Raw genomic sequence first — 25,366 nt, 5'->3', positions numbered from 1 at the left:
ACTGCGCAGACTCGGCGGCGTCGCACCGACCGCGCAACTCCTCGCGCTCGGATACCCCACCGCATCACCAGAGCCTGCGCCAGAGAGGGTCTGCTCCGCCCGCGACCGTGGGATCAGCTCGCCTCCTCGCACGGAGGCTCGTACCCCTCAGGGCACTCGATGGGTACGGCGGCGCTGGCGGCGGCGCTGGCGCTCGTCGTGGCCGGATCCCGCGCGCTGCCGCGCGCTCCTCGGGCTCTGCGCCGCGATCCTCGCCCGCCGGCTCCGGATCCGTTCCACCGCGAGCACGGACCGTCCGAGGCGCCGCGTAGGCTGGACGACATGAACGAGACCATCATCTTCGGCGCCGACTGGTGCGGCGACTGCCGTCGCGCGAAACTCGTCTTCGATCGCGCCGGCGTGCCCTACACCTACGTCGACCTGGTGCAGGACCCCGCGTCCGCCGACGTGGCCAGGGACATCAGCGGGCGCACCAACATCCCCGTGATCCTGTATCCGGATCGCAGCCACCAGGTCGAGCCGTCGAACGCCGACATGCTGCGCAAGATCGAAGAGCTGCGGCTCGCCCCGAACGGTTCCGAACCGGAGTCGCGGGCGTGATCCTGCCCGGCCCCGTCACGCTCGGATCCGGTCTCACCGCAGAGTTCGAGGAGGATCGCTGGGTGCCCGGCTCCGTGCAGCTGATCGTCGACGGCACGCCGCAGTCCCACGTGAACCTGCGCGACCCCTCGGAGCTGTTCTTCGAGTACGTGCGGCGCATCGGGCACGTCATCGACCTCTTCCGACCACCGGGGCAGCCGATATCGGCGCTGCACCTCGGGGGCGGCGCGTTCACCCTGCCCCGCTACGTCGAGGCCACCCGTCCCGGCAGCCGGCAGCAGGTCGTGGAGCTCGAGGGAGCCCTCGTCGACCTCGTGCGGGAGGTCGCCCCGCTGCCCAAGCGGGCGAGCATCCGCGTGCGCCGCGGCGACGCTCGCGCGGTGCTGGAGAGGCTGCCCGAGGGCATGCGCGAAGCCATGGATCTCGTGGTGGTCGACATCTTCTCCGGATCGAGCACTCCGGCCCACGTGTCGAGCGCGGAGTTCTACGAGCTGATCCGCCCCCTGCTCGCGCCCTCCGGGGTCGTGGTCGTGAACGCGGCCGACGGGCGGGGACTGCCGTTCGTGCGGGGCCAGGCGGCGACGCTCGCGAGCCTGTTCCCGTCGGTCGCCGCCATCGCGGAACCGCAGGTGCTCAAGGGCCGGCGCTTCGGCAACGTGGTCTTCGTGGCCTCGGCCCGCGCGCCCGGCCCGGCGGGGCCGGCGCCAATCGCGCGAGAACGCGATGCGTTCGCGCCCGAGCGATCCGCTCCCGACTGGCTGCCCCGACTGCTCGCCGGCGGTCCGCATCCGGCGCGCATGCTCGCGGGTCGCGAGTTCGACGAGCTGCTGCGCGGTGCGAAGCCCGTGACCGACGCGACCGCCACCGCGTCCCCCGCTCCCCCGGCCGAGGTTTTCGGCCGTGGTTAAGCTCCGTCGCGCTCCGCACGACGGAGAACGCCAGAGTCCACGGGAGCTCAGCCATGGCTGAGCTCCGTCGCGCTCCGCACGACGGAGAACGCCAGTGTCCACGGGAGCTCAGCTATGGCTGAGCTCGCTCGCGTGCAGGTGTGGGCGGAGGCCCTCATCCGCATGCACCTCGACCCCGTGTTCAGCGCCGGATCGTGGACGTTCGGCTTCGACCACGCCAAGCGGCGCGCCGGGCTCTGCAACTACACCGGCCGCCGCATCACCGTCTCCCGCTACCTGGCCCAGAAGTTCGACGACGACGAGATCCACCAGGTGCTGCTGCACGAGGTCGCCCACGCCTTAGCGGGCGCCGCGGCCGGACACGGACCGGCGTGGAAGCGCATCGCCGCCGACATCGGCTACGTCGGCGGTCGAACGCACGACGGCGAGATCGCGCACGAGCGCGCGCCCTGGATCGGCGCATGCCCCGCCGGGCATGAACACTTCCGCTTCCGGCGCCCCACCCGCGTGACCTCCTGCGCGATGTGCTCCCGAGGGTTCTCCCCGGCCCACGTCATCGCGTGGCGCCGCCGCGCCTGAGTGCCCAAGCCCTCAGCAGCCGAGAGTCGACAGCGCCTGCCGCAGCAGGGCGCCTCTGCCGCCGCCGAACTCGTCGAGGGTGTCGGGGGCGAGCGCCTCCTCCGGCGACATCCAGCTGACCTCGAGCGCATCCTGGCGCGCGCTGCAGGTGCCCGTCACCGGCACCACGTAGACCAGCGACACGGCGTGCTGCCGCTCGTCGACGTAGGACGAGATGCCGGGCATCGGGAAGTACTCGGCGACCTGGGCCGGCACGAGCCCCGTCGGCATCTGCGGAAAGGCCATGGGCCCCAGATCGTTCTCGAGGTGCCGGAACAGCGCCTCGCGCAGCGTCTCCCCGTATCGCACCCGCCCCGAGACGAGGGCCCGAGTGATCACGCCCGCGGGCGTGCTCCGCAGCAGCAGCCCCACCTCGGTCACCCGGCCCAGACCGTCCAGGCGCACCGGCACGGCCTCGACGTAGACGACCGGCAGGCGCCCCCGCACGAAGCGCAGTTCGTCGTCGCTCAGCCACCCGGGATTGCCGGCCGGTGCGGGACGGTCCTCGGGCCCCTCGGGCTCGGGCAGTTCGGCCGTGTCGATGCTCATGCAGCCATTCTCGCACCCGCCGCGGGGGTGTCGAAGCGCGGCACCGGGTCAGTAGGCTGGCGGCATGCATACGAGCCCCGATCCCACCACCCGCCGTGTCGCGCTCGTGCAGCTCGCGAGCCCGCCGGACGAGTCGCGCGAGGCTCGCATCGCGCGGGTCGAGCGGTTGCTGCGCCGTTACGAGGGGGTCGACCTCTTCGTGCTGCCCGAGCTGTGGAGCGCGGGGTACTTCTCCTTCGAGCGCTACGCCGACCTGGCCGAGACCCTCGACGGGCCCACGGTGTCGATGGGTCGCCGCGTGGCCCGGGATCTCGGCGCCTCGATCCACCTGGGCAGCATCGTCGAGCGCGGCGCCGACGGGGCTCTCCACAACACGGCCGTGCTGCTCGACGAGACGGGGCGCATCGCGCAGACCTACCGCAAGATCCATGTCTTCGGCTACCGATCGCTGGAGTCCGAGCTGCTCACTCCGGGCACATCCCTGAGCGTGGTCCCCGGCCCGCTGGGAGCGACCGCCGGGACCACCTGCTACGACCTGCGCTTCCCGGGTCTCTGGCAGGAGCTCAGCGCGCGCGGGGCCGAGACTGTCGTGGTGCCGGCGGCGTGGCCGGCGATCCGGCGCGAGCACTGGTGCCTGCTCACCCAGGCACGGGCCGTCGAGCATCAGCTCTGGGTGCTCGCGTGCAACGCCTGCGGCAGCCAGGGCGGCGCGGAGGATCCCGTGCAGCTCGGCGGGTTCAGCCGCGTCGTCGATCCGTCGGGGCGCGTGGTGGCCGAGTGCGGGGACGGCGAGGAGGTGCTGGTGGTCGATCTCGACCCCGGCCGCGTCGCCGATGTGCGCGCGGAGTTTCCCGTGATCGCGGACCGGCTGAGCCTCGCCGACTATGCGGCGCTCTCCCGCGACGCCGGCGCCGAGCGATGACACTCGCGAGCGAAGCGCCGCGCACGCACGCAGAGGCCCGCTCCGCCGACGGCCACGGCCACGGCCACGGCCACGGCCACGGCCACGGGTAGAGTTTGCGACATGGCTCGACCTCTGACGCTGCGGGATGTCGCTCGTGCCGCCGGGATCTCCACCGCTCAGGCGAGCATGGCGCTGAACGGCACCGGCAGAGTAGCCGAGAGCACGGTCGAGCGCGTGCGCGCGGCGGCCCAGAGCCTCGGGTATCGCCCCGATCAGGTCGCGCGTGCGCTGCGGGTCGGTCACGGCACCGATGTGGGGCTCGTCGTCCGGAACCTCTCGAACAGCTACTTCCTCGACGTGATCCGGGGAATGGATGAGGTGTGCACCGAGGCCGACAGCTCGCTGCTCATCATCGACTCGAACTACGACCGCGACCGGGAGCAGGCCGCCGTCGAGCGGATGTCGCGGGCGAGGGTGACCGCGTTGGCGCTCGCGCCGATCAGCGGATCGACGGCGGTCGAGTGGTGGGGTGCGCACGCGCCCGACGTTCCGCTGGTGCTGCTGAACACGGCGCCGAGATCCGGGAGCATCACCGTCGGGCCCGACGGTTCGGCGTCCGTGGAGCAGGCCCTCGGCGAGTTCCGGCGCCTCGGCCACCGTCGCGTCGCCTTTGTCGGGGCCCCCCGGAAGCTCCAGGCCGACACGGACCGGATCGACCGGTTCTTCGAGCTCTGCGCGGAGTGGGCGATCCGCGGGGAGCTGATCGAGAGCCGGCTGACCTTTGCGACGGTCTCGGAGAGGGTGGGGGCCGTCCTCGACGACCCCGGAGGGCCTCGGGCGTTCCTCATGAACTCCGACTACACCGCGTCGGCGGTGTATCGAGCCGCGCGGGAGCGGGGCTTGCGCATCGGACGCGACATCAGCGTGATCGGCCACGACTCGATCCCGACGAGCGCGCTCTTCGATCCTCCCATGACCACCGTGCACGTCGACCGCCAGGAGGTGGGCCGCGCCGCGGCGCGAGCGCTGCTCGCACTCGCCGCGGGTGGAGACGCGCGCAGCCGTGCGCTGCCGACCCGGCTGGTGCGAGGTGACTCGGTCGCCCTCAACCGGGGATGAATGGAGCGTGAACCCGCGCTGACGCTGCGGCGTCCGCCCGTGAAACCCTCGGCGATCGACTTGCAATAACGATTTGGCACGCTGCAGCATGGAGCCGTGGTGACGCGCAGGGCGTCTCCGAGGGAAGGGAACAGCATGTCGTGGATGCGCAGGGTTTCGGTGTCGATCATCGCGGTCGGATTGGCAACGGCCCTCGTCGGCTGCGGCAACACAGGCGGCGGAGCGGCGGGCGAGTCCACGGGCTCCGGCGGCGCCCCGGCGTCGAATGAGGTCGTCATCACCTACAACTCCCCCGAGCAGTGGGGCAACTTCGGCGAGGTGCTATCCACCTTCACGTCGGAGACCGGGATCGCGGCGCCGAACGACCCCAAGAACTCCGGGCAGACGCTCGCCGCGCTGCAGGCCGAGAAGTCGGCGCCCGTCGCAGACGCCGCCTACGTCGGCATCGCCTTCGGCGAGCAGCTCGCCGCCGCCGGCGTGCTGCAGAAGAGCACCCCCGCGCGAGCCGATCAGATCCCCGCCGAGCTGAAGTCCCCCGACGGGCTCTGGTACACGGTGCACACCGGAACGGTCGCGTTCATCGTCAACAAGCGCGCCCTCAACGGCCTACCCACCCCTCAAAGCTGGAAGGACCTGCTCAAGCCGGAGTACTCGGGCCTGGTCGGGTACCTGGACCCGTCCCAGGCGGCCGTCGGCTACTCCGTCGCCACCGCGGTGAACGAGGCCCTCGGCGGCAGTCTCGACGACTGGGAGCCGGGACTCGGGTACCTCGAGCAGCTGCGGGCGAACGGCGCCGTCACCCTCGCCCAGACCGCGACCGCGAAGGTCGGGCAGGGCGAGATCCCGATCCTCATAGACACCGACTTCAACGGCTATCAGCTGCGGGACCAGGGCTCGGACGTCGAGGTGGTGATCCCCGCCGAGGGCAGCCTGCAGATCCCCTACGTGGTCGGCAAGGTCAACGGAGCTCCGAACTCGGAGAACGCCGATGAGCTGCTCGACTTCTACTTCTCCGAGCAGGGACAGGGCCTGTTCGCCAAGGGCTACATGCGGCCCGTGATCGGTGAGATCCCCGAGGAGATGCGGGCGAAGATGCTGCCCCAGAGCGATTACGAGCGCGCCAGGACCGTCGACTACGTCAAGCAGGGCGAGGTGCAAGCGCAGTTCGTCGCCCAGTACGTCGAACGAGTGGGCAAGTAGTTGCGTCCCTCCTCCCGCGCGGGGTGGCTCGCGGCGGCCCCCGCCTGCCTGTTCCTGCTCGCCTTCGCCGTGCTGCCGCTGGCGGTGCTCGTGCGCAACGCGCTGGGCGTGGGGGAAACCGGGCTCGCCGAGGAGAAGGGCCTCTCCCTCGACTACCTCTCGAGCGTCTTCACGACTCCGGCGCTGCTCGAGTCCACCTGGAACTCGATCCTCGTCTCCGTCGTCTCGGTCGCGGTCACCATCGCGATCGCGGTGCCGTACGTGCTCGAGGCCGCTGCGCGCCATCGGCGCGGTCGCGGCACGGAGGTCGTCGACACGATCGCGACGATGCCGATCGCGCTCCCGGGAACCGTCGTCGGCTTCTTCTTCATCGTGCTGATCGGCAACACCGGCCTCATCGCGCAACTGCTCCCGGCCGTCAAGGGCATGGCCTACCTGCTGCCCGGCCTGCTCATCGCCTACGTCTACTTCTCGCTGCCGAGGATCATCGGCCCCCTCCGCGGGGCCGCGCAGGCGCTCGACCCCGCGCTCTCGGAAACCGCCCTCTCCCTGGGGGCGCCGCGATGGCGGGTGTTCCGCACGATCACCTGGCCGTTGCTGCTGCCCGCGATCGTCGAGAGCGCCGGCACCGCGCTGGCCACGGCGCTCGGCGGATACGGGACGATCGCCACCCTGTCGCAGGGGGTGCGGCTTCTGCCGCTCGACGTCGTCGACGCGCTCAGCTCGGCCGGCTACAACGTGGCGACGGCCTCGGCCACCGCGGTCGTGCTGGGGGTGCTCTCGGTGCTGTTCCTCGTGGCGGGACAGGCCGGAGCGTCGTACCTGAATCGCCGCAGGTCGCCCGAGGGAGCGGCCTCATGAGGCGCCCGGCGCTCACGTGGACCCGGGTCATCCTGATCGCGACGCTGGTCCCGTTCCTCGCGACGCTCGTCGCCGCGACCAGCGTCGACTTCTCGCGGGGTCCGTTCGCCGGCGGCTTCACCCTCGACTGGCTGGCCGAAGGGTGGAGGCTGCTGGGACCGAGCATGCTGCGCAGCGTCACGGTCGGCCTGATCGTGCTGGTCGCGAATCTTCTGATCGGCGGAAGCCTGGCCTGGTGGGTCGCGCGCACCGACACGGTTCTCGCCCGGGCGGCGACGCTGCTCGCCACCGTGCCGCTCGCCATTCCGGGGATCGCGATCTCCATCGCACTGATCGGAACCTACGCATCTCTCCGGCCGAGCGGCGTCCTGCTCGTCGCGGGCCACATCCTCTTCACGCTGCCCTTCACCCTCGCGGCGCTCGTGCCCGTCCTGGGCTCCAGCCGGCTGCTCGAGGCGGAGCAGGTGGCCCGCAGCCTCGGCGCGGGGCCCCTGCGCACGCTGAGCACCATCACCGTTCCCTGGGCCGGCGTCGCCATCGCCCAGGCCAGCGGCATGGCGTTCGCACTGTCGCTCGGCGAGTTCAACGTCTCGTTCTTCGTGAACCCTCCGGCGACCCCGATGGCGCCGTTCGCCCTCTTCGACGCGTACCAGACGCGTCGGCTCGAGATCGCGTCCGCCGAAACCATCCTGTTCAGTGTTTCCGCGGCGATCGTGATCGCGCTCATCGCGTGGGCGCGCAACGCCACGAATCGAAAGAAGGCCCACCATGGTCGATGATGGTGTCAGCATCCAGCACGTCGACGTGCACTACGGCGAGGTGCAGGCGCTGCACGACGTGACGCTCGCCGTCGGGAAGGGCGAGGTGCTCGCGCTCGTCGGCCCCAGCGGCTGCGGCAAGTCCACGCTGCTCCGGGCGGTCTCGGGCCTCGCGGAGATCTCGAGCGGAAGCGTCGCGATCGACGGGCGGGAGGTCACCGCGCTGTCTCCGGCGCGCCGCAACATCGGTCTCGTGCCTCAGAACTACGCGATGTTCCCCCACATGAGCGTGGCCGACAACATCGCCTACGGCCTGCGCGCGAGGAGGATCCCGAAACGGGCCATCGCCGAGCGGGTCGCCGAGATGCTCGACCTCACGCAGCTCGGCCCGTTCGCGAGCCGTAGGCCCTCCGCCCTCTCGGGAGGGCAGAGGCAGCGGGTGGCGCTCGCGCGAGCCCTCGCCGTCGATCCCGACCTGGTGCTCATGGACGAACCGCTCTCCGCGCTCGATCCGCAGCTGCGCAGCGGGCTCAGGCGGGAGCTCGCGACGCTGATCTCGGAGGCCGGGTACACCACGATCATCGTCACCCACGACCAGGGGGAGGCGATGGCCCTGGGGCAGCGGATCGCGATTCTTCGGGAGGGGCGGCTCGTGCAGCACGCGACCCCCGAGGAGCTGTGGAACGAACCGGCCGACTCGTTCGTCGCCGACTTCCTGGCCGGCGCGCTCATGCTCGACGTGGCGTGGCGGGACGGCGAGGCCACGGCGCTCGACGGTCGCTGGAGCTTCGACGGGGGGAAGCGTCTCAGGCGGGGCCGGGACGAGGGGAGGCTCCTCCTGAGGCCCGACAGCCTCGTCATCGTTCCCGAGACGCAGCCGGGCGGTATCGAGGCGCGGGTCGCGAACGTCGAGTTCGCCGGGGATCGCACCCGCCTGCGGGTCCGTCTCGACGAACGGCACGCCTGCGACGTGCTCGTCTCCCCCGATCGGGTGATCGGCCGCACCGTGCACGTCGCGCTTCGGCCCGAGGAGGTGCGTCTCGTATGAGCGGGGGAGACTTCGGGCTCGAGGTGCTCGGATGCAACGCCACGGCACCGAGCGCTTCCGGTCCCGCATCGGGGTACGTGCTGCACAGCGAGCTCGGCGCGATCCTCGTCGACGCCGGCCCCGGCACCATGGCTGCCTACGCGGCGCGGTACGAGCTCGAGCGCGTCCGTGCGATCGTGGTCACGCACATGCACGCCGACCACAGCCTCGATCTCATGGCCTGGGCCTACCGTTGGACGTTTCCCGCCGCGAGGGAGCGCATCCCGCTGTACCTGCCGCGCGGCGCCGAGCAGGCGCTGCGCGGATTCGACGAGCTCTACGGCATCCCGACGCTTCCCGGGATGCACCGGCCGATCGAGCAGTCGTTCCGGGTGACCACGCTCGAGATGGACGGAGACACGCGGCACGAGCTGCCGGGCTGGACGATGATCTCGTTCGAGGCCCGGCACGCGGTGCCCTCGGCGGCTCTGCGCTTCGAACGAGCCGGGCGCGCCGTGGCGTTCTCATCCGACACCGGCGACTGCCCCGGCGTGCGGGCGGCGGCGGCCGGGTCCGATCTGTTCGTGTGCGAAGCGACATGGATCGACGAGCCCGACGCCGACTCCGCCGGGCACGGCCACCTCACCGCCGCGCAGGCGGGAAGGATCGCGCTCGAGGTCGGAACGCGCTCCCTGCTCGTGACGCACCTGGCGGACCGCTCCGCGAGCGCCGAGGCGCTGCGGCTCGCCGCCGAGCAGTTCGGCGGGCCCGTGCGCATCGCGACGGCGGGGATGAGGCTCTAGCCCGCGCGAGGCGTCGCAGAACGGGCGACGGGGCCGATGCCGGGCTCGCGGCGGAGTAGGCTCGTCGGGTGAGCAGCGTCACCGATCCCGATCCGGTCATCCGCGTCAGCGCGGTCGTGATGCGCGACGAGCACGGCCGTGTGCTCAACGTGCGCAAGCGGGGCACCGCCTCCCTCATGCTGCCCGGCGGCAAGCACGAGGCGGGAGAGGATCCGCGCGACACCGCCGTGCGGGAGTTCGAGGAGGAGCTCGGGATCGCGCTCGACCGAGGCCGGCTGAGCGCCCTGGGCGTGTTCCGCGCGGCCGCCGCCAACGAGCCCGGGCACACGGTCGAGGCGTCGGTGTTCGAGCACCCCTTCGTCGCGGCGGCGGCCTCGGCGCGGGCGCGGGCCGAGATCGAGCATCTCGAGTGGGTCGACCCGACGGTGCCGCGCCCCGACATGGCGCCGCTCAACGCCGAGATCGTCTTCCCCGCGCTTCGCGCGCGCCCCTGACGCCCGAGCCCGCGGCGGCGGGCCGCCGCCTGGGTCTCGTCAGAGCGCCGATCCCCGCGGCACCTCGAGGCCGAGCAGCGCGTTCTCGACGACCTCCATGAGCGCCGGGTGGATCCAGTACTGCCCGCGAGCCGCCGCGTGCGCGTCGATGCCGAAGCTCATGGCCATCACCGCGATCTGGATGAGGTTCGAGGCCTGGTAGCCCATCGCGTGGGCGCCGAGGATCCGCCCGTCGCGGCGATCAGCCACCACCTTGAACACGCCGGTCGAGTCCTCCATCGCCCAGCCGTAGGCGGTGTCTCCGTAGCGCTGGGTCTTGGCCGTGACGTGCTCGGCGCCGATCGCCTCGACCGCTTCGGCCTCCGTGAGCCCCGCCGCGGCGAGCTCGGGGTCGCTGAACACGGCCGCGGGGACCGGCTCCAGCCGCGACTCGCGCAGGTCGCCCGGATGCTCGAGGTTGTGTGCCACGACGCGCGCCTCGTGGTTGGCGACGTGCTTGAGCTGGTGCGGCGAGCTGACGTCGCCGAGGGCGTAGAGGCCGGGCACCGGCTCGCCGCCCGACAGCACGCGCTGAAAGGCGTCGACCGCGATGCGGCCGTCCGGGTGCAGGTCGAGGCCCGCCTCGGCGGCGCCCACCAGGTCGGAGTTCGGGATCCGGCCGACGGCGACGAGCACGATGTCCGCCGCGATCCGCTCCGTCTCCCCGGTTCCGGTCTCGGCGACGCCGCCGGCCTCCCCCGCGTGCACGAGCTCCGCGACGACGCCGGTCCCGCCGGTCTCGATGGCCCGCACGAGGCGCCCCGGGCGCACCTCCCAGCGCCGCGCGGCCTCGGCCGTGAAGCGCTCCGAGATCTCGGCGTCGAGCCCCCGCAGCAGGCGCTCACCGCGCACCACCTGCACGACCTCGGATCCGAGCCCCGAGAAGATGCCGGCGAACTCGCAGGCGATGTACCCGCCGCCGATGATGAGCACGCGCCGCGGCTGCTCGTCGAGCCGCATCACGGTGTCGGAGGTGTGCACCTGCGGCAGGTCGATGCCCGGGATGTCCGGGATCACCGGGCGCGACCCGGCCGCGATCACCAGTTGCTCGGCCTCGACGCGGGTGCCGTCGTCGGCCGTGAACGAGCGCGGCCCGGTGAGCCGCACCCCCTGCGAGATGAGGTCGACGTGGTCGAGCTCCTCGGCGCGGTAGCGCTCCCCCGCCTCGGAGATCGCGTCGATGCGTGAGAAGACGCGATCGCGGATGCCGGGCCAGTCGACCGCCTCGGTGCGCTGGGTCACGCCGAGGCGGGCGGCCTCCTCGGGGCCGCGCGCCAGCGCCGCCGGGCGCACATACATCTTGGTGGGGATGCAGCCGACGTTGAGGCAGGTGCCGCCGAAGACGCCGCGCTCGGCGATGACGACGCGCTTGTCGTCCCAGAACGGGGTGACGAGCGAGTTGCCTGATCCGGAGCCGATGATCGCGAGGTCGGGGGCGATGATGCGCGTGCGGCTCATCTCTCTCAGACCAGCCCCTTCTCGGCGAGCCAGTCGCCCGCGATGCGGTCGGCGGCCAGCTCGTCAGCCACGCTGCGGGTGTTCAGAGCGACGAGGTCCTCCGTGCTCAGGGCGGCGCTCACTCCGTCGATGATCTTCGCAGCGCCGTCATCGACGCGGTCGCTCGCGACCGGCACGACGTTGGAGGCGAGGAAGATGCCCTTCGTGTCCTCGAGCGCCACGAGGTCGTTGGCCGCGAGCGAGGGATCGGCCGAGTAGATGTTGGCGAACTGGATCGAGCCGTCCTGCAGCGCCTTCACTGTGAGCGGACCGCCGCTGTCCTCAATCGGGGTGAACTTCACGCCCTCGATGCCGTACGTCTCGGCGAGGCCCGCGGGGCCGTAGGGGCGCGACTCCGCCTCGGAGTTCGAGCCGAACGTGAGCGGCACGGTGACGTTCTTCAGGTCTTCGACCGTCTTCAGCTTCCACTCGTCGGCGAACTTCTTCGTGACCACGTAGGTGTCCTGGTCGGTCGCCGGCGCCTGGTCGAGCACGCGCAGGCCGTCGGGCATCGCCTTCTGCAGCGCCGCGTAGACGTCGTCGGAGAGCCGCTCCTTCGCGTCCGGCACGAAGTACTGCAGCAGGTTGCCGGTGTACTCGGGGAACAGGTCGATGGATCCCGCTTCGATCTCGGGCAGGTACACCTCCCGCTGCCCGATGCGGAACTGGCGGTCGACCTTGTAGTCCCCGGCCTCGAGTGCCTGGGCGTAGATCTCGGCGATGATCTCGTTCGAGTAGTAGTCCTGCGAGCCGACGACGATGGCGTCGCCGGAACCCTTCTTCGGGGTCCCGGAATCGGCGAGCGGGTCGCCGCTCGAGCAGCCGGCGAGCAGCGCCGCGGCGAGCGCGAGCGCACCGACGGCGAGCGCGCCCCTGCGGAGGGCGGGGGCGGGGGCGGGGCGGCGGAGCATGATCAGGGTTCCTCTCGGTCGGTGGTCAATAGTCTGGCGGATCGGGATCGGGCGGCATCGGGGGCGCCGGTGCGCGACGGGGCGAAGCGGGGACGCGGAGACCGGGATGCGCGCGCCCCGCCTCCCGGCCGGGCGAAGCGCGCCGTCGCCGAGCGCTGGCAGGCCGCGAGCAGCAGCTCGAGCAGCAGCGTCACCGCCACCACGAGCAGCGCGCCGCCGAGCATCTGGGCGTAGTCGCGCGATTTGAGGCCCGCGAAGAGGTACCGGCCGAGCCCGAGGTCGGCCGTGTAGGCGGCGAGCGTCGCGGTCGAGACGACCTGGAGCGTCGCGGCCCGCACGCCGCCCAGCATGACGGGCAGCGAGAGCGGCAGCTCGACGCGCAGGATGACCTGGGCGGGGGTGAAGCCGATGGCCTTCGCAGCGGCGGGCACGGACGCGTCGACGGCCTGGACGCCGGCGTAGGCGCCCGCGAGGAGCGACGGGATCGCGAGCACGATAAGCGCGAGCAGGGGCGCGGAGAGACCGATGCCGAGGGCGAGCCCGAAGAGCGTCAGCAGGCCGAGCGTGGGAAGCGCTCGCGCGGCTCCCGTGAGTCCCCCGACGAGGCCCGCGCCACGGCGGGTGTGCCCGATGAGCACGCCGGCTGGGAGCGCGAACGCGGCGGCGATCGCCAGCGCCAGAGCCGTCACGCCGAGGTGCTGCAGCGTGCGGAGGGGGATGCTGCCGGGCCCCGACCAGTTCGACTGGTCGGCGAGCCAGGCCAGCGCCTCCCCGAACAGGTTCACGAGGCCGCCTCGTCCGGGATGCGCGCGGCGTCGACGCGCATCCTCGCCGCCGCTCGGCGCCCGCCCGAGCGGCGGTTCCAGGGGACGAGTGCGCGGCCGATCCCGAGCACCACCGCGTCGAGCAGCAGCGCCAGCACGACCGTCGCGAGCACCCCCGTCCACACCTCGGCGGCGATGCCGCGCTGGAATCCATCCGTCAGCAGCGTGCCCAGGCTCGGCACGCCGATCAGCGCGCCGAGGGTGACGAGGCTGATGGTCGAGACCGTCACCACTCGCACGCCGGAGACGAGCACGGGCACCGCGAGCGGCAGGTCGACCCGCCAGAAGAGGCCCCGCGGCGAGTACCCGGTCGCGACGGCGGCGTCGCGCACCCGCGGGTCCACAGCCGCGAACGCGTCGCAGGCGGTGCGCACGAGCAGCGCGACGCCGTAGACGGCGAGCGCGGCGACCATCGTCTGCCAGGAGCGCAGCGAGGTGCCGAGAACCGCGGGGATTATGATGAGCAGCGGCAGCGCCGGGATCGCGTAGGCGAGCGTGGCGATGGAGAGCAGCGGGCCGCCGATCCGGGGCCTGCGGAACGCGAGACGCCCCACGGGTACGGCGACGAGCACGCTGACGAGGATCGCCGGCACGCTCAGCAGGAGGTGGTCGACGGCGAGGCCCGCCACCGTGTCCCAGTTCGCGAACAACCAGCGCATCAGTCCAGCACTCCCACCGGCCGGCCCTCCCCGTCGAGCGCGACCCGCCGGCCGTCCAGCTCGATCGCACGCAGCCGGCGCTCCGCGCGATCGGTCCCCACGAACTCGCGCACGAAGTCGCTCGCCGGGGCCGCGAGGATCTCGGCGGGGGCGCCCCGCTGCGCCACGCTGCCCCCGCTCTCGAGCACCACGACCTCGTCGCCCAGCAGAAACGCCTCCTCGACGTCGTGCGTGACGAACACGATGGTCTTGCCGAGGTCCGACTGCAGCTGCAGCAGCTCGCGCTGCAGCTCGCGCCGCACGATCGGATCGACGGCGCCGAAGGGCTCGTCCATGAGCAGGATGTTGGGGTCGGCGGCGAGCGCGCGGGCCACCCCCACGCGCTGCTGCTGCCCGCCCGAGAGCTGACGCGGATACCGCTCGCCGAGCGCGGGATCGAGCCCCACGCGTTCGAGCAGGCCGGCCGCCGCCGCGCGGGCCGACCGCCGAGAGGCGCCCGAGAGCACCGGCACGGTGGCGACGTTGTCGATCACGGTGCGGTGCGGGAGGAGGCCGCCGTGCTGCATGACGTACCCGATCGACCGGCGCAGCTCGACGGGGTCGCGCTCCCGCACGTCCTGCTCGTCGATGAGCACGCGGCCCGAAGTGGGGTCGACCATGCGGTTCACCATCCGCAGCAGCGTCGTCTTGCCCGATCCGGACGATCCCACCAGCACGACCGTGCGGTGGGACGGCACGACGCAGGAGAACTCCTCCACCGCGCTCACGCTCCCGGGGTACACCTTCGACACGCGGTCGAACTCGATCACGGCGGCACCTCCCCTGCGGTCGATCTGGCAGCGGCCGTCGATACCACCCTAGCCCTGCCCGCAGCCGGACCCGGAAGGGGTTGTCGCCCGCGCGCGGCATGGTGTATCGCGAACATGTGGCACCGGGATGGGCCCTGGCGTAAACTAGACATTTGAACTGGCGGAAGAGGGACGGCGATGTCCGTCCCTCTTCTTGCATGTCCGCCGCCGCGCCCGGTGGCGGAGGTCGATCGAAACGGACCCGCATGAACCTCCCCATTCCGATGCGTCCCCACCCGTCAGCGGCGGACGCCCCGGGCGACCGGCGCGTCGGCGTCGGCACGGCGCACGCGAAGGCGATCCTCTTCGGGGAGCACGCGGTCGTCTACGGCGCGCCCGCCATCGCGGTGCCCCTGCACCAGCTCGAGGTGGAGACGGCCATCCGCCCGACGCCCCGGGCCGAGCTGCGCATCGAGAGCGAGCTCTTCGCCGGCACCGCGTCGACGGCGCCGGAGCTGCTGCGCCCCGTCATCACGGCGGTGCGGGCGGCGCTCGCGAGCGTCGGATCGGCGGGCGAGCATGTGCAGCTGCGCGTCCGCAGCGCCATTCCCCACGGCCGCGGTCTCGGCTCGAGCGCGGCCGTCGCCGCCGCGGTGGCTCGGGCGGCGGCCGACCTCGCCGGCGTCGAGCTCGGCCCCGAGGAGTTCCACGAGATCGTGCAGCGCGCCGAGCGGGTCGCGCACGGCAACCCGAGCGGCATCGACGCGCGGGCCGTGGCCGCCGCGGGACCGATTCGCTTCCACCGCGGCCGAGTCTCGACGACGGGTGTGGGCGCCCCGCTCACCTTCGTGCTCGCAGACTCGGGCGCGCCCGGCTCCACGGCGGAGGCCGTCGCCCGCGTGCGCGAGCGCCGCACCGCCGATCCGGCGGGCATGGATCGCGCCATCTCCCAGCTCTCCGACCTCGCCGAGGGGTCGCTGCTCGACCTCGAACTCGGCGATCGGAGCGCGCTGGGCGCGCGCATGCTCGAGGCGCATGAGCTGCTCGGGCGCCTGGGCGTGAGCACGGTGAAGCTCGACGCGCTGGTCGACGCCGCGCACGCAGCCGGCGCCCACGGCGCCAAGCTCACGGGCGGCGGGCTCGGCGGATGCGTGCTCGCGCTGGCCGATTCGGAGGACGAGGCCGAGCACATCGCGCTCGCGCTGCGCGCCGCGGGCGCGCCCCGCACCTGGACCACCACGGTGGCCGCCGCATGACCGCGACCGGTACCGCCACCGCCCGCGCCTTTCCCAACATCGCCCTCGTCAAGTACTGGGGCAAGCGGGACGAGTCGCTGATGCTCCCGGCCGCGGGCAGCCTCTCGCTGACGCTCGACGCCTTCGCCACGACCACGGCGGTGACGCTCGACGCGCGCGCCGCCGCCGACCGCTTCGAGCTGAACGGGGAGGAGCAGGGCGGGGACCGGCTGAACCGCGTCGCCCGCTTCCTGGATCTCGTGCGCGAGCGCGCCGGTTCCGCCGCGCGGGCGATCGTGCGCTCGCGCAACGAGGCTCCGACGGGGGCGGGGCTCGCCTCGTCGGCGTCGGGTTTCGCGGCGCTCGCCACCGCCGCCTCCGCCGCCTACGGCCTCCCGTCCGACCCTGCTTCGCTCAGCCGCCTCGCGCGCCGCGGCTCGGGATCGGCCGCGCGCTCCATCGTTCCCGGCGTCGCGGTCTGGCACGCCGGGGACGGCGACGAGACCTCCTTCGCGGAGCCCGTCGAGGCACCCGACATGCGCATGGCGATCGTGACGGTCGACGAGCGCCAGAAGGCGGTCTCGAGCCGCGAGGCGATGCGCCTCACCGCGCTCACGTCCCCGTTCTACGGGGCGTGGGTGTCGAGCACCGAGCGGAGCCTCGAGGCCATGCTCGAGGCGTGCCGCGACGGCGACTTCACGCGCATCGGCCGCATCACCGAGTCGCACGCGCTGCGTCTGCACGCGGTGATCCAGTCGGCCGACCCGCCCGTGCGCTACCTGTCGCCGACGAGCATCGCCGTGTTCGACGCGGTCGTCCGGCTGCGGGATCGCGGCGTCGAGGCCTACGCGACGGCGGACGCGGGCCCCAACGTCTGCGTGATCGCGCGGCCCGCCGACGCCGACGGGGTGGCAGCGGCCCTGCGCGAGTTCGGCCGCGTGCGGGTGGTGGGGCCGGGCTCCGGCGCCGAGCTGATCCCGGACGGCGGGGCCGCCGCATGATCGAGACCCGGGCCCCCGGCAAGCTCTACGTGGCGGGCGAGTACGCGGTGGTCGAACCCGGCGAGCCGGCCGTGCTCGTGGCCGTCGACCGCTACCTCTCCGTGCGTCTGACGGAGGCGAGCGGCGAGGGTCGGGTGCGCTCGAGCGCTTACGGGCGCGCCCCCGCGATCTGGGTGCGGGATCGCGACAGCGGACGCATCGTCCACGAGCACGAGCCGCTCGACTACGTCTTCTCCGCCATCACCACCGTCGAGCGGTTGCGCGCCGAGCGCGGGCTGCCCCCGCGGTACTTCGACCTCGACATCGGCAGCGAGCTCGACGACGCCGACGGCCGCAAGTTCGGCCTCGGGTCGTCGGCCGCCGTCACCGCCGCGGTCGTGGCCGCGCTCGACGAGTTCTACGGTCTGGGTCTCGACCTCGAGCGGCGCTTCAGGCTCGCGCTGCTGGCGACGGTCGAGGTCTCCCCCCGGGCCTCGGGCGGCGACCTCGCGGCGAGCACGTTCGGCGGCTGGATCCGCTACGTCTCGCCGGATCGGGATGCGGTGCGCGCCCACCGCGCCGAGCACGGCATCGCCGCGACCCTGGAATCGGACGTGTGGTCGGGCTGCGGCGCGACCCCGCTCCCCCGGCCCGAGGCGCTGCGGCTGCTCGTGGGCTGGACGGGCTCGCCCGCCTCCACCGAGCGGCTCGTCGCGGGCGTCGGCGGCGCGGCGCGCACGGCTCCCGCCGAGCGGCCGGGCGCCACCTTCGTCGACGCCAGTCGCGACTGCGTCGACCGGCTGTCCGCGGCCCTCCTCCACCGGGACGGACCCGCGGCGCTCGCTGCGGTGCGGCGCGCCCGCCGGCTGCTGCAGGGGCTCGGCGAGTCGGCCGGGATCCGGATCGAGACCGACCGGCTGCGCACCCTCTGCGAGATCGCCGAGCAGCACGGAGCCGCGGCGAAGCCGTCGGGCGCCGGCGGCGGCGACTGCGGAATCGCGCTGGCTCCCGCCGATCTCGACGCGAACGGTATCCTGCGGGAGTGGGAGGCGCACGGCATCCTGACGCTTCCCCTCTCGGCGCACCCCGCGGCCGGGGGCGTCAGCGCACCGGAGCGCACGAGCGAAGCTGGAGGGGGCCATGAGTGAGGCACCGGAGAACGAGGCGCCCGTGAACGGCGACCGCGCCTCGCGCAAGGACGACCACGTGCGCCTCGCACGGGACCAGCGCGCCGACGCTCCCGGCTACAACGAGTTCGACGACGTCGAGTTCGTCCACCACGCCCTCGCGGGCGTGGACGCCGACCTCGTCGACGTCGCCGTGCGCGTGGACGAGTGGCGCTGGGCCACGCCCTTCTACGCCAACGGCATGACCGGAGGCACCGAGTGGACCACCCGCATCAATCGGGAACTCGCCGTCGCCGCGCGGGAGACCGGCATGCCGATGGCCTGCGGCTCCGTGTCGGTGGCGCTCGACCTCCCCGAGGCGGCGCGCGGCTTCACGGTGATCCGCGAGGAGAACCCCCGGGGCTTCGTGATGGCCAACCTGGGCGTGGGGCGCAGCGCCGACGACGCCGTGCGGGCCGTCGAGCTGCTGCAGGCGGACGCACTGCAGCTGCACCTCAACGCGGTGCAGGAGACGGCGATGCCGGAGGGCACCCGCGACTTCTCGAGCTGGGAGCGCTCGGTCGAGCGCGTCATCGCGGCCTCGCCCGTGCCTGTCGTGGTCAAGGAGGTGGGGTTCGGCCTCAGCCGCCGCACGCTGGAGCGCCTCGCCGGGCTCGGGGCGCGCGTCGCCGACGTGAGCGGCACCGGCGGCACCGACTTCCTGCGCATCGAGAACGCGCGCCACGACGAGGAGGCGCGGCGCAGCGGCGGTGACCTCTCGATGCTCTCCGGCTTCGGCCAGTCGGCGATGGCGTGCCTGCTCGACGCCCCCGAACGGGGGCCGGCGCTCCTCGCCTCCGGCGGCGTGCGCAACCCGTTCGACGTGGTGAAGGCGCTCGCCGCGGGCGCCCGCGCGGTCGGCGTAGCGGGGGTCTTCCTCGAGGCCGTGCTGCAGGGCGGGGCCGAAGCACTCGTGCCGCTGATCGAGCGCTGGATCGGGCAGACCACCGCGATCCTCGCGCTGCTCGGGGCCGCCACCCCGGCGGAGCTCGCCTCGACCGACCTGCTCGTGCGAGGCAGGCTGGGCGAGTTCTGCCGCCTGCGCAGCATCGACACCGCCGCGTTCGCCGCCCGCTCGGGCCCCTGAGACGGCGGGATCGCGCCGACCGAGCCGTGATCCGCCCCGCCCCCGCAGACCCCGCTTCCAGAGAAGAGACGCCGTGAACGACTCCGAGACCCTCGTCACCGAGATACCGACCCGCTGGGTCGGGCCGCTGCGCGTCAGCGGCGACGCCATCGCCGAGGCGAGCGCGTCGGACTCCGATCCGGCGGCGGTCCCGCACGCCGAGATCGCCGTGCCGCTCGCGACCTACGAGACCCCGCTGTGGCCCTCCGTCGGCCGCGGCGCGAGCATCTCCCGCGAGATCCCCGGCGGCATCCGCACGGTCGTCGTCGGCGAGCGCATGAGCCGCTCGGTCATCTTCGTCGCCGACGGCGCGGTCGACGCGGAGGCCGCCGCCCGCACCGTGCGGAGTCGCCTGCCGGAGCTGCAAGAGGTCGTCTCGGCGGGCAGCCGCCACGCGCAACTGCTGGAAGCGCACACCGAGGTCGTCGGCAACCTGCTCTTCGTGCGCTTCGCCTTCCTCACCGGCGACGCCTCCGGGCACAACATGGTCACGAACGCGTCCGACGCGCTCATGCAGCGCGTGCTGTCGTGGGGGCTCGGGCTCGACTACGGCTCCATCTCGGGCAACTTCTGCTCGGACAAGAAGGCCACCGCGGTCAACGGCATCCTGGGTCGCGGCCGCAACGTGGTCGCCGAGATCCTGCTCCCCCACGAGGTGGTCGAGCGCCGCCTGCGCAGCACCGCCCGCCGCGTCGCCGACCTCTCGACCCGCAAGAACCTCGTCGGCAGCACGATCGCCGGCGCGATCCGCTCGGCCAACGCCCACTACGCCAACATGCTGCTGGCCTTCTACCTCGCCACGGGCCAGGACGCGGCCAACATCGTCGAGGGCTCCCAGGGCATCACCTACGCGGAGGAGCGCGAGAAGGGCCTGTACTTCTCGTGCACGCTGCCGCACCTCATCGTCGGCACGGTCGGAAACGGCAAGCACCTCGCGCACGTGAACGCCAACCTCGAGCGGCTCGGGTGCCGCGAGGAGCGCGAGCCCGGCGCGAACGCCCGGCGCCTGGCCGCGCTCATGGCCGCCACCGTGCTCTGCGGAGAACTGTCGCTGCTCGCAGCCCAGACCAACCCCGGTGAGCTCATGAAAGCGCACCTGCTCATGGAGCGGAAGGAGACGCCGAGCGCATGACCTCGATCGGCATTCACGACCTCGAACTCGCGACCGCGCACCACGTGCTCGACCTGACCCGGCTCGCCGAGTACAACGGCACCGACCCGGCGAAGTACCATCTGGGGCTCGGGCAGGATCAGATGAGCTTCCCCGCCCCCGACGAGGACATCATCACGATGGGCGCCTCCGCGGCGCTGCCGATCCTCGAGCGCAACGGCGCCGAAGGCATCCGCACGCTGCTGTTCGCCACCGAGTCGGGCGTCGACCAGTCGAAGGCCGCGGGCGTGTCGGTGCATCGACTGCTCGGGCTGCCCAGGCACGTGCGCGTCACCGAGTTCAAGCAGGCCTGCTACGGCGGCACCGCCGCGCTGCAGGCCGCGATCGGCATCGTGAGCCGCTTCCCCGGCGAACGCGTGCTCGTCATCTCGAGCGACGTGGCGCGCTACGCGCTCGACTCGCCCGGTGAACCGACGCAGGGCGCCGGAGCCGTGGCGCTGCTGGTGAGCGCCGATCCGGCCCTCGTCGAGATCGAGCCGGCCACCGGGCTCTACACCGACGACGTCGACGACTTCTGGCGCCCCAACGACTCCTCGACCGCGGTGGTCGACGGAGCGCTGTCGGTCTCGGCCTACCTCGACGCCCTCACCGGGTCCTGGGACGACCTGCAGGCCCACGGCGGCCCTGGCATCGCCGAGATCGACCGGCTGCTGTACCACCAGCCGTTCACCAAGATGGCGAAGAAGGGGCAGCAGCGCCTCGCCCGGCACACCGGCGCCGATCTGAGCGCGGCGCTGACGGCCGCCGAGCAGGCGAACGCCGGCGACGCGCGAGACACCGGGCTCTTCACGGGCTCGATCTACAATCGGCGCCTCGGCAACAGCTACACCGCCTCGGTGTTCGCGGCGCTCGCGGCGCTGCTCGACCACGACGACGACCTCGCGGGCCGGCGCATCGGCATGTTCAGCTACGGCTCCGGCAGCGTGAGCGAGTTCCTCACCGGCACCGTGCGGCCGGGCTACGCTCGGCGCGACCGCGCCGAGCGCGTCGCCGCCGCCCTGAACGCCCGCGCGCCGCTCGAGGTGGCGGAGTACCGCGAGCTGCACGGCCGGGTCTTCCCCAGCACGCAGGATCTCGAGACGCCGCGCGTCACGAGCGCGCCCTTCCGCTTCTCGGGTCTGCTCGGTCGGGCCAGGCAGTACGAGAGGCGCTAGATGCACCTGGTCATGAGGTTGGTTTCAGGGTCGGGGCTTGCGGAATAGGAGAACCTCCGGACTGAGCGGAGATGTCTAACGTCTTCACCCGTTCCCGGAGGTTCTCGTGACCCACCGTGACGCCCGATTGACCCCAGCCGGTAGGCGGCTGATCATCGAATGCCACCAGCACGGCTGGAAACAGGCCCACATCTCTGCCGCGATGGGCATCTCGCGCCGCTGCGTGGCCCGCCGGATCAGCCGCCACGGGATCGAGGGTCCAGCTGGTCTCGGAGACCGCTCTTCCCGACCCCGCAGCTCGCCCACGAAGACCCCGCCGCGCCTCGAACAGCCGGTGATCCGGACCCGACATCGCGAACACTGCAGCCGTGACGAGATCGCCCGCCGAACCGGTCTTGCTCCGAGAACGGTCCCCCGTGTCTTGGCTCGTCACGGGATGCCGCTTCTGACCCGCTTGGACCCGATGACCGGGGAGCTGATCCGAGGGTCGAAGACCACCACTATCCGATATGAACGAGATCGGCCCGGTGAGCTTGTCCACATGGACGTGACGAAACCCGATCGTATCCCTGACGGCGGCGGGTGGAGAGCGCTCGGCAACAAGCAGTCGAACGGGAGCGGCGGCTCTCCGAACCAGTCGAGCGCGACCCCCGCCGCAGCGACCCTCGCCGCGACGGGCCGACACGCCGCCTACGAGTAAGGGCAGTCTCCCGTACCGGCATCCGTTCGGCGCTGCCACCGACGTGACCGGCCTGCCCACCACGAGGTTCTGGCTGGTTGTCGGCCGTTCGACATACACACGGAGGCATGGCACCGGACACCGCAACCCTGATTCGAGACGCGCTCGCGCTCGACGCCGATCAGCGCGCGGTCGTCGCCAACGCCCTGCTCGATAGCCTCCACGACGCAGACGACACGAGCGACGTCGATGAGGCGTGGCGGGCCGAAGCCACCCGGCGACTCTCCGACGTCCGCGCCGGTGCAGTCGAGCTGGTGGACGCTGACGAGCACTACACCCATCTGCGCGCCTCGCTCACAGCATGACCCTGGCGCAGCGGGAGCATCCCGAAGGGAGCAGCCCACAGCAATGGCCCCCACCTGCAAGCGCCGACGGCTCGTTCTCCGCGGCCGAAGCGGCGATATCTTCCTCATCGCTGAGATCACCGGTCAGCCGGTGGAGATTCTTGCGGTGAAGCGACGCACGCTATCGTGACCGGTTGCTGGGGATCGGACGAGGTCCTGGACCCGAGCCGTAGGCGCAGGCGGAACCCGGCGGAACGAAATGGTGGACAGCTGGTGGTCTGGATCGCGCCGGGCCGGTTAGTCTGGGGCCGTGATCACGCGCAAGGAAGTCAATAGGAACTGGAGCAGCTGCTTTCGGGATGCCGCCCGCCGTCGAGGGCTCAGGACTGTCAGCGGGTGGGCCTACAACGACGACGGTGCGTTCGTCGCCACGGTCTCGCTGTTGGTCGGTGTCCCCTCAGATCCACTGCGCGTGCACTGGGACTGCGGCATCAAGCCTCTCGCAGTCGACGACGTGCTGTGGGCGGCCTTCATGCCGAAGGAACAGTTCAGTGCTGCGAAGCGCCGCAGTCTGAGGGTCGACGGCGCGTTCAGTTCATCTCCGCTGGAGATCGGGGGCGGCACACATGCGGTGTCTCTCAAGGCCGATCCAGAGGGCGTGGTCGGAGCAGTGCTCGATGATTTCGAGTCGTTGCGCGCCGAGTTCGTGCGTGCGGCCCCGGGACCGTCCGAATACCTGGAGTTCGTGCGCCGAGCGACGCCGCCCGGAGCAACACCGCAGGATCTCCTACGAAAGGCGCTGGCGCTCGAGGTCGCAGGTTGTTCGGCGGAGGCCGTCGCGCTGCTGGAGGATGCGCTGGCACGCGGCGAATGCGGACCGATGGGCGGGCCTGACGGCGAGGTCTTCGAACTGCTCATCAGATGGGTGCGTGCTGAGCATCCCGAGGTGTGAACCGAACTGCGGACGTGGCGATCGTACGTGCCCTGGCGGCCTGTGCTGCAGCTGAGTCCGCGATCCTTGCGGCCTCGTGGGCGTCAGATTCGCATTTCCGATACACCGTCGAAGCGTGGTGAGGAGGATGCTCGCGGCCGCGGGGTGCGTCTGCGCGGTGCTGCTCGTGTCGGGATGCGCCGCAGACGCGGTCAGAACACAGACCGCCAGGTGCAGACGACGTCGACAGCGGATCGCGAACCAGCACGCTGAGCCGCCCGCGCGACCGGCGCCAGAAGAGTAGGCTCGACGCGTGAGCGCACCGTCCCATGCCCGCCCGGGCCCCGTCTTCTTCATCGGGCGCGCGGTGCTGCGGCCGCTGCTGCGGCTGCGCTTCAGGCCCCGGATCGCGGGCCGCGAGCACGTCCCGCCGGCCGGACCCGTGCTGCTCGTGAGCAACCACCTCTCGGGGCTCGACACGATCCTCATCCCCTCCTTCTCGCCGCGCAAGGTGCAGTTCCTGGCGAAGGCCTCGCTGTTCCACTCGCGCCTCGGCGGTTGGTTCTTCCGCCAGATCGGCGCGATCCCGGTGCACCGCGAGGCCTCCTCCGCCGCTCAGGCCGCCCTCGACGCCGGGCGCGAGGTGCTCGCGGCGGGCAACGTCTTCGCGGTGTTCCCCGAGGGCAGCCGCTCGCGCGACGGGCGCCTCTACCGAGGGCGGGCCGGTGCCGCCTGGATGGCGCTCGAGACCGGTGCGGCCGTGGTGCCGGTGGGGCTCGTGGGCACCAACCGCAAGCTGAGCGATCCCGAGACGGGGCGCCCCGATCCGGTCGCCGTGCGCTTCGGGCCGCCGGTTCCGCTCGACGACCTGGCCGGGATGCCCGCCGGCCGTGCACGGCGCGAGGCGACCGAGCGCATCATGGCCGCGATCCAGGCCCTCACGGGGCAGCAGCCCGCCGACGGGCACGCCGCGGCCAGCGGGGCCTGACCCCCGCGGCGCCCTCGCGCCCCGCTCAACTGGATCATTCTGCGCGAGCACGGCGGCGTGCGCCGGGGAGAGCCCCTCGGCTGGCCGACCGCCGACGCTCAGGGGCGTCTGCTGCGCTCGAGTCGGTCGAGGCTCCACTCGTAGCGCTCGAGCCAGACGAAGGCGTGGATCCAGGTCTCGACGACGCGCACCCCGGGGTGCGCTCGGATGGTGCGGACGATCTCGGTGTAATCCGCGAGCGAGCGGGCCGCGATCGTCGCGATGAGCCCGTAGCGGCCCAGCGTGCGCGCGGCGAACTCGATCGTGGGGATGCCGAGGAGCAGCTCCTCGGCGGAGGCGGGGTCGTGGCCGTCGCCCCGCAGGATGATCCCGATGCCCGACAGCACCGAGATCGTCGCGCTGCGGCGGCTGCGCACGGCTCCGATCCGCATGATGCCCGACTCGAGCAGCCGCAGCACGCGCTCGCGGCACGCGGAGGCCGAGCGGCCCGTGCGCCTCGCGAGCTCGCCGAAGGTGAGGCGCCCGTCTGTCTGCAGCTGCGCCATGAGCGCGATGTCGAAGTCGTCGAAGGCGAGATCCGCGGTGTCGGGGTCCGTGCCGAGCCGCAGCCGGCGCAGCACGCGATCGTAGAGCGCGAACTGCACCTCGTCCACCCCGTCGATCGCCTGGATCGCCCGCGCGGAGCGCCCCACGTCGTCGAGATCGGCGGCCCACACCTCGGCGACCGCCTGGGACTGCCCGCTGATCTCCGATAGGAACACGACGTTCGGGAGCTCGCGCAGCCGCTCGAACACCGGCGAGGTGGGCCCGCTGATGCGCAGCTGCAGGTTCGCCTGGATCGGCAACCCCACGGCGCGCGGATGCACGGCGGCGAGGATCCTGATCTCCCCCGAGCCGATCAGCTCGTGGACCCGCTGGGCGACGACCGAGCGGTGCACCCCGAGCTCGGCGGCGAGCGTCGAGAACTGAGCCCGCCCGTCGAGTTGCAGCGCCCTGATGAGGTCCTCGTCGAAATCGTCCACACCGGGATCAT

Annotated in this window: 28 protein-coding genes and 1 pseudogene; 22 read left to right on the top strand and 7 right to left on the bottom strand. The window is 72.2% G+C overall.

Features of this window, described 5'->3' with window-relative positions; translation table 11 throughout:
* The first annotated feature begins 321 nt into the window (after positions 1-321).
* The 3 genes from D1J51_RS00225 to D1J51_RS00215 all read left to right on the top strand — a co-directional run bounded on the left by D1J51_RS00225 (position 322) and on the right by D1J51_RS00215 (position 2,087).
* A complete protein-coding gene (locus D1J51_RS00225; protein WP_119073526.1) occupies positions 322-600 on the top strand; it encodes a glutaredoxin domain-containing protein in 279 nt (92 codons plus the stop codon).
* A complete protein-coding gene (locus tag D1J51_RS00220; protein WP_119073177.1) occupies positions 597-1,508 on the top strand; it encodes a spermidine synthase in 912 nt (303 codons plus the stop codon). Before D1J51_RS00225 ends, D1J51_RS00220 begins: the two co-directional genes overlap by 4 nt.
* A gap of 114 nt (positions 1,509-1,622) precedes the next feature.
* Complete coding sequence (locus tag D1J51_RS00215) at positions 1,623-2,087, top strand: SprT-like domain-containing protein (protein WP_119073176.1); 465 nt, start codon at positions 1,623-1,625, stop codon at positions 2,085-2,087.
* A 12-nt stretch (positions 2,088-2,099) separates the two neighbouring features.
* Here the strand turns inward: D1J51_RS00215 and D1J51_RS00210 are convergent, their stop codons facing one another.
* The gene (locus tag D1J51_RS00210; protein WP_119073175.1) at positions 2,100-2,675 is read right to left on the bottom strand and encodes a DUF4916 domain-containing protein; all 576 of its coding nucleotides are present in this window, start codon (positions 2,673-2,675) and stop codon (positions 2,100-2,102) included.
* Positions 2,676-2,739: 64 nt separating this feature from the next.
* Here D1J51_RS00210 and D1J51_RS00205 point away from each other — a divergent pair, with 64 nt between their 5' ends.
* From D1J51_RS00205 to D1J51_RS00170, 8 genes are all read left to right on the top strand, one after another.
* Positions 2,740-3,597 carry a carbon-nitrogen family hydrolase gene (locus D1J51_RS00205; RefSeq protein ID WP_119073174.1) on the top strand — a complete coding sequence of 286 codons (858 nt, stop codon included), beginning with the start codon at positions 2,740-2,742 and terminating at the stop codon, positions 3,595-3,597.
* Positions 3,598-3,699: 102 nt separating this feature from the next.
* Entirely contained in the window at positions 3,700-4,698 is a 999-nt protein-coding gene (locus tag D1J51_RS00200; RefSeq protein ID WP_119073173.1) for a LacI family DNA-binding transcriptional regulator, read from the top strand.
* A gap of 144 nt (positions 4,699-4,842) precedes the next feature.
* Positions 4,843-5,898, top strand: coding sequence for an extracellular solute-binding protein (locus D1J51_RS00195; protein WP_119073525.1), 1,056 nt, complete (start codon positions 4,843-4,845; stop codon positions 5,896-5,898).
* Positions 5,899-6,759: an ABC transporter permease gene (locus D1J51_RS00190; RefSeq protein WP_119073172.1), complete on the top strand. Its 861-nt coding sequence runs from the start codon at positions 5,899-5,901 to the stop codon at positions 6,757-6,759.
* Positions 6,756-7,538 (top strand): ABC transporter permease, encoded by a 783-nt coding sequence (locus D1J51_RS00185; RefSeq protein ID WP_119073171.1) that lies wholly within the window; start codon positions 6,756-6,758, stop codon positions 7,536-7,538. The genes D1J51_RS00190 and D1J51_RS00185 overlap by 4 nt, the downstream gene beginning before the upstream one ends.
* Positions 7,528-8,565, top strand: a complete 1,038-nt coding sequence (locus D1J51_RS00180; RefSeq protein ID WP_119073170.1) for an ABC transporter ATP-binding protein — start codon at positions 7,528-7,530, stop codon at positions 8,563-8,565. Before D1J51_RS00185 ends, D1J51_RS00180 begins: the two co-directional genes overlap by 11 nt.
* Positions 8,562-9,347, top strand: a complete 786-nt coding sequence (locus D1J51_RS00175) for an MBL fold metallo-hydrolase (protein ID WP_119073169.1) — start codon at positions 8,562-8,564, stop codon at positions 9,345-9,347. The genes D1J51_RS00180 and D1J51_RS00175 overlap by 4 nt, the downstream gene beginning before the upstream one ends.
* 68 nt (positions 9,348-9,415) lie before the next feature.
* On the top strand, positions 9,416-9,841 hold the full coding sequence (locus D1J51_RS00170; RefSeq protein WP_240422717.1) for an NUDIX hydrolase: 426 nt from the start codon (positions 9,416-9,418) through the stop codon (positions 9,839-9,841).
* A 39-nt stretch (positions 9,842-9,880) separates the two neighbouring features.
* Here the strand turns inward: D1J51_RS00170 and D1J51_RS00165 are convergent, their stop codons facing one another.
* The 5 genes from D1J51_RS00165 to D1J51_RS00145 are packed head-to-tail and all read right to left on the bottom strand — an operon-like array spanning position 9,881 to position 14,580.
* Positions 9,881-11,338: a mycothione reductase gene (locus D1J51_RS00165; protein ID WP_119073168.1), complete on the bottom strand. Its 1,458-nt coding sequence runs from the start codon at positions 11,336-11,338 to the stop codon at positions 9,881-9,883.
* Positions 11,339-11,343: 5 nt separating this feature from the next.
* Complete coding sequence (locus D1J51_RS00160; protein WP_119073167.1) at positions 11,344-12,288, bottom strand: ABC transporter substrate-binding protein; 945 nt, start codon at positions 12,286-12,288, stop codon at positions 11,344-11,346.
* A 2-nt stretch (positions 12,289-12,290) separates the two neighbouring features.
* Positions 12,291-13,073 (bottom strand): ABC transporter permease, encoded by a 783-nt coding sequence (locus D1J51_RS00155; RefSeq protein ID WP_119073166.1) that lies wholly within the window; start codon positions 13,071-13,073, stop codon positions 12,291-12,293.
* Positions 13,070-13,771 carry an ABC transporter permease gene (locus tag D1J51_RS00150; protein WP_119073165.1) on the bottom strand — a complete coding sequence of 234 codons (702 nt, stop codon included), beginning with the start codon at positions 13,769-13,771 and terminating at the stop codon, positions 13,070-13,072. The genes D1J51_RS00155 and D1J51_RS00150 overlap by 4 nt, the downstream gene beginning before the upstream one ends.
* Positions 13,771-14,580, bottom strand: coding sequence for an ABC transporter ATP-binding protein (locus tag D1J51_RS00145; protein ID WP_119073164.1), 810 nt, complete (start codon positions 14,578-14,580; stop codon positions 13,771-13,773). Before D1J51_RS00145 ends, D1J51_RS00150 begins: the two co-directional genes overlap by 1 nt.
* A 245-nt stretch (positions 14,581-14,825) precedes the next feature.
* Between D1J51_RS00145 and mvk the strand changes: the two genes are divergently transcribed.
* From mvk to D1J51_RS00095, 11 genes and pseudogenes are all read left to right on the top strand, one after another.
* Entirely contained in the window at positions 14,826-15,815 is a 990-nt protein-coding gene (gene mvk, locus D1J51_RS00140) for a mevalonate kinase (protein WP_205547601.1), read from the top strand.
* Complete coding sequence (mvaD, locus tag D1J51_RS00135) at positions 15,812-16,795, top strand: diphosphomevalonate decarboxylase (RefSeq protein WP_119073163.1); 984 nt, start codon at positions 15,812-15,814, stop codon at positions 16,793-16,795. The genes mvk and mvaD overlap by 4 nt, the downstream gene beginning before the upstream one ends.
* Positions 16,792-17,922 (top strand): phosphomevalonate kinase, encoded by a 1,131-nt coding sequence (locus D1J51_RS00130; RefSeq protein ID WP_119073162.1) that lies wholly within the window; start codon positions 16,792-16,794, stop codon positions 17,920-17,922. The genes mvaD and D1J51_RS00130 overlap by 4 nt, the downstream gene beginning before the upstream one ends.
* The gene (gene fni, locus D1J51_RS00125) at positions 17,915-19,027 is read left to right on the top strand and encodes a type 2 isopentenyl-diphosphate Delta-isomerase (protein ID WP_119073161.1); all 1,113 of its coding nucleotides are present in this window, start codon (positions 17,915-17,917) and stop codon (positions 19,025-19,027) included. Before D1J51_RS00130 ends, fni begins: the two co-directional genes overlap by 8 nt.
* Positions 19,028-19,100: 73 nt before the next feature.
* Positions 19,101-20,198, top strand: coding sequence for a hydroxymethylglutaryl-CoA reductase (locus D1J51_RS00120; RefSeq protein WP_119073160.1), 1,098 nt, complete (start codon positions 19,101-19,103; stop codon positions 20,196-20,198).
* Complete coding sequence (locus D1J51_RS00115) at positions 20,195-21,391, top strand: hydroxymethylglutaryl-CoA synthase (RefSeq protein WP_119073159.1); 1,197 nt, start codon at positions 20,195-20,197, stop codon at positions 21,389-21,391. The genes D1J51_RS00120 and D1J51_RS00115 overlap by 4 nt, the downstream gene beginning before the upstream one ends.
* A 106-nt stretch (positions 21,392-21,497) precedes the next feature.
* Positions 21,498-21,698: pseudogene (locus D1J51_RS18270) on the top strand (helix-turn-helix domain-containing protein); the annotation flags it as partial.
* 234 nt (positions 21,699-21,932) lie between these two features.
* Positions 21,933-22,091, top strand: a complete 159-nt coding sequence (locus D1J51_RS18265; RefSeq protein WP_240422789.1) for a hypothetical protein — start codon at positions 21,933-21,935, stop codon at positions 22,089-22,091.
* A gap of 107 nt (positions 22,092-22,198) precedes the next feature.
* On the top strand, positions 22,199-22,435 hold the full coding sequence (locus tag D1J51_RS00105; RefSeq protein WP_119073157.1) for an addiction module protein: 237 nt from the start codon (positions 22,199-22,201) through the stop codon (positions 22,433-22,435).
* Between the two features lie 289 nt (positions 22,436-22,724).
* Positions 22,725-23,366: a hypothetical protein gene (locus D1J51_RS00100; protein ID WP_119073156.1), complete on the top strand. Its 642-nt coding sequence runs from the start codon at positions 22,725-22,727 to the stop codon at positions 23,364-23,366.
* 292 nt (positions 23,367-23,658) lie between these two features.
* Complete coding sequence (locus D1J51_RS00095; RefSeq protein ID WP_119073155.1) at positions 23,659-24,333, top strand: lysophospholipid acyltransferase family protein; 675 nt, start codon at positions 23,659-23,661, stop codon at positions 24,331-24,333.
* Positions 24,334-24,431: 98 nt separating this feature from the next.
* Here the strand turns inward: D1J51_RS00095 and D1J51_RS00090 are convergent, their stop codons facing one another.
* Positions 24,432-25,355, bottom strand: a complete 924-nt coding sequence (locus tag D1J51_RS00090) for an Lrp/AsnC family transcriptional regulator (RefSeq protein WP_162903588.1) — start codon at positions 25,353-25,355, stop codon at positions 24,432-24,434.
* Between the last annotated feature and the right edge of the window lie 11 nt (positions 25,356-25,366).

This window comes from Leucobacter sp. wl10 (assembly GCF_003569785.1).
Lineage (GTDB): Bacteria > Actinomycetota > Actinomycetes > Actinomycetales > Microbacteriaceae > Leucobacter.
The sequence above is the reverse complement of the archived record's forward strand: the minus strand, read 5'-3'. Positions and strand labels throughout refer to the sequence as shown.

What these genes read in the sequence shown, in the direction of transcription:
- D1J51_RS00225 (WP_119073526.1), top strand. Translation starts at nt 322, where the DNA reads ATGAACGAGACCATCATCTTCGGCGCCGACTGGTGCGGCGACTGCCGT.
- D1J51_RS00215 (WP_119073176.1), top strand. Translation starts at nt 1,623, where the DNA reads ATGGCTGAGCTCGCTCGCGTGCAGGTGTGGGCGGAGGCCCTCATCCGC.
- D1J51_RS00210 (WP_119073175.1), bottom strand. Translation starts at nt 2,675, where the DNA reads ATGAGCATCGACACGGCCGAACTGCCCGAGCCCGAGGGGCCCGAGGAC.
- D1J51_RS00205 (WP_119073174.1), top strand. Translation starts at nt 2,740, where the DNA reads ATGCATACGAGCCCCGATCCCACCACCCGCCGTGTCGCGCTCGTGCAG.
- D1J51_RS00200 (WP_119073173.1), top strand. Translation starts at nt 3,700, where the DNA reads ATGGCTCGACCTCTGACGCTGCGGGATGTCGCTCGTGCCGCCGGGATC.
- D1J51_RS00195 (WP_119073525.1), top strand. Translation starts at nt 4,843, where the DNA reads ATGCGCAGGGTTTCGGTGTCGATCATCGCGGTCGGATTGGCAACGGCC.
- D1J51_RS00185 (WP_119073171.1), top strand. Translation starts at nt 6,756, where the DNA reads ATGAGGCGCCCGGCGCTCACGTGGACCCGGGTCATCCTGATCGCGACG.
- D1J51_RS00180 (WP_119073170.1), top strand. Translation starts at nt 7,528, where the DNA reads ATGGTCGATGATGGTGTCAGCATCCAGCACGTCGACGTGCACTACGGC.
- D1J51_RS00175 (WP_119073169.1), top strand. Translation starts at nt 8,562, where the DNA reads ATGAGCGGGGGAGACTTCGGGCTCGAGGTGCTCGGATGCAACGCCACG.
- D1J51_RS00165 (WP_119073168.1), bottom strand. Translation starts at nt 11,338, where the DNA reads ATGAGCCGCACGCGCATCATCGCCCCCGACCTCGCGATCATCGGCTCC.
- D1J51_RS00160 (WP_119073167.1), bottom strand. Translation starts at nt 12,288, where the DNA reads ATGCTCCGCCGCCCCGCCCCCGCCCCCGCCCTCCGCAGGGGCGCGCTC.
- D1J51_RS00150 (WP_119073165.1), bottom strand. Translation starts at nt 13,771, where the DNA reads ATGCGCTGGTTGTTCGCGAACTGGGACACGGTGGCGGGCCTCGCCGTC.
- mvk (WP_205547601.1), top strand. Translation starts at nt 14,826, where the DNA reads ATGAACCTCCCCATTCCGATGCGTCCCCACCCGTCAGCGGCGGACGCC.
- mvaD (WP_119073163.1), top strand. Translation starts at nt 15,812, where the DNA reads ATGACCGCGACCGGTACCGCCACCGCCCGCGCCTTTCCCAACATCGCC.
- D1J51_RS00130 (WP_119073162.1), top strand. Translation starts at nt 16,792, where the DNA reads ATGATCGAGACCCGGGCCCCCGGCAAGCTCTACGTGGCGGGCGAGTAC.
- fni (WP_119073161.1), top strand. Translation starts at nt 17,915, where the DNA reads ATGAGTGAGGCACCGGAGAACGAGGCGCCCGTGAACGGCGACCGCGCC.
- D1J51_RS00115 (WP_119073159.1), top strand. Translation starts at nt 20,195, where the DNA reads ATGACCTCGATCGGCATTCACGACCTCGAACTCGCGACCGCGCACCAC.
- D1J51_RS18265 (WP_240422789.1), top strand. Translation starts at nt 21,933, where the DNA reads ATGGACGTGACGAAACCCGATCGTATCCCTGACGGCGGCGGGTGGAGA.
- D1J51_RS00105 (WP_119073157.1), top strand. Translation starts at nt 22,199, where the DNA reads ATGGCACCGGACACCGCAACCCTGATTCGAGACGCGCTCGCGCTCGAC.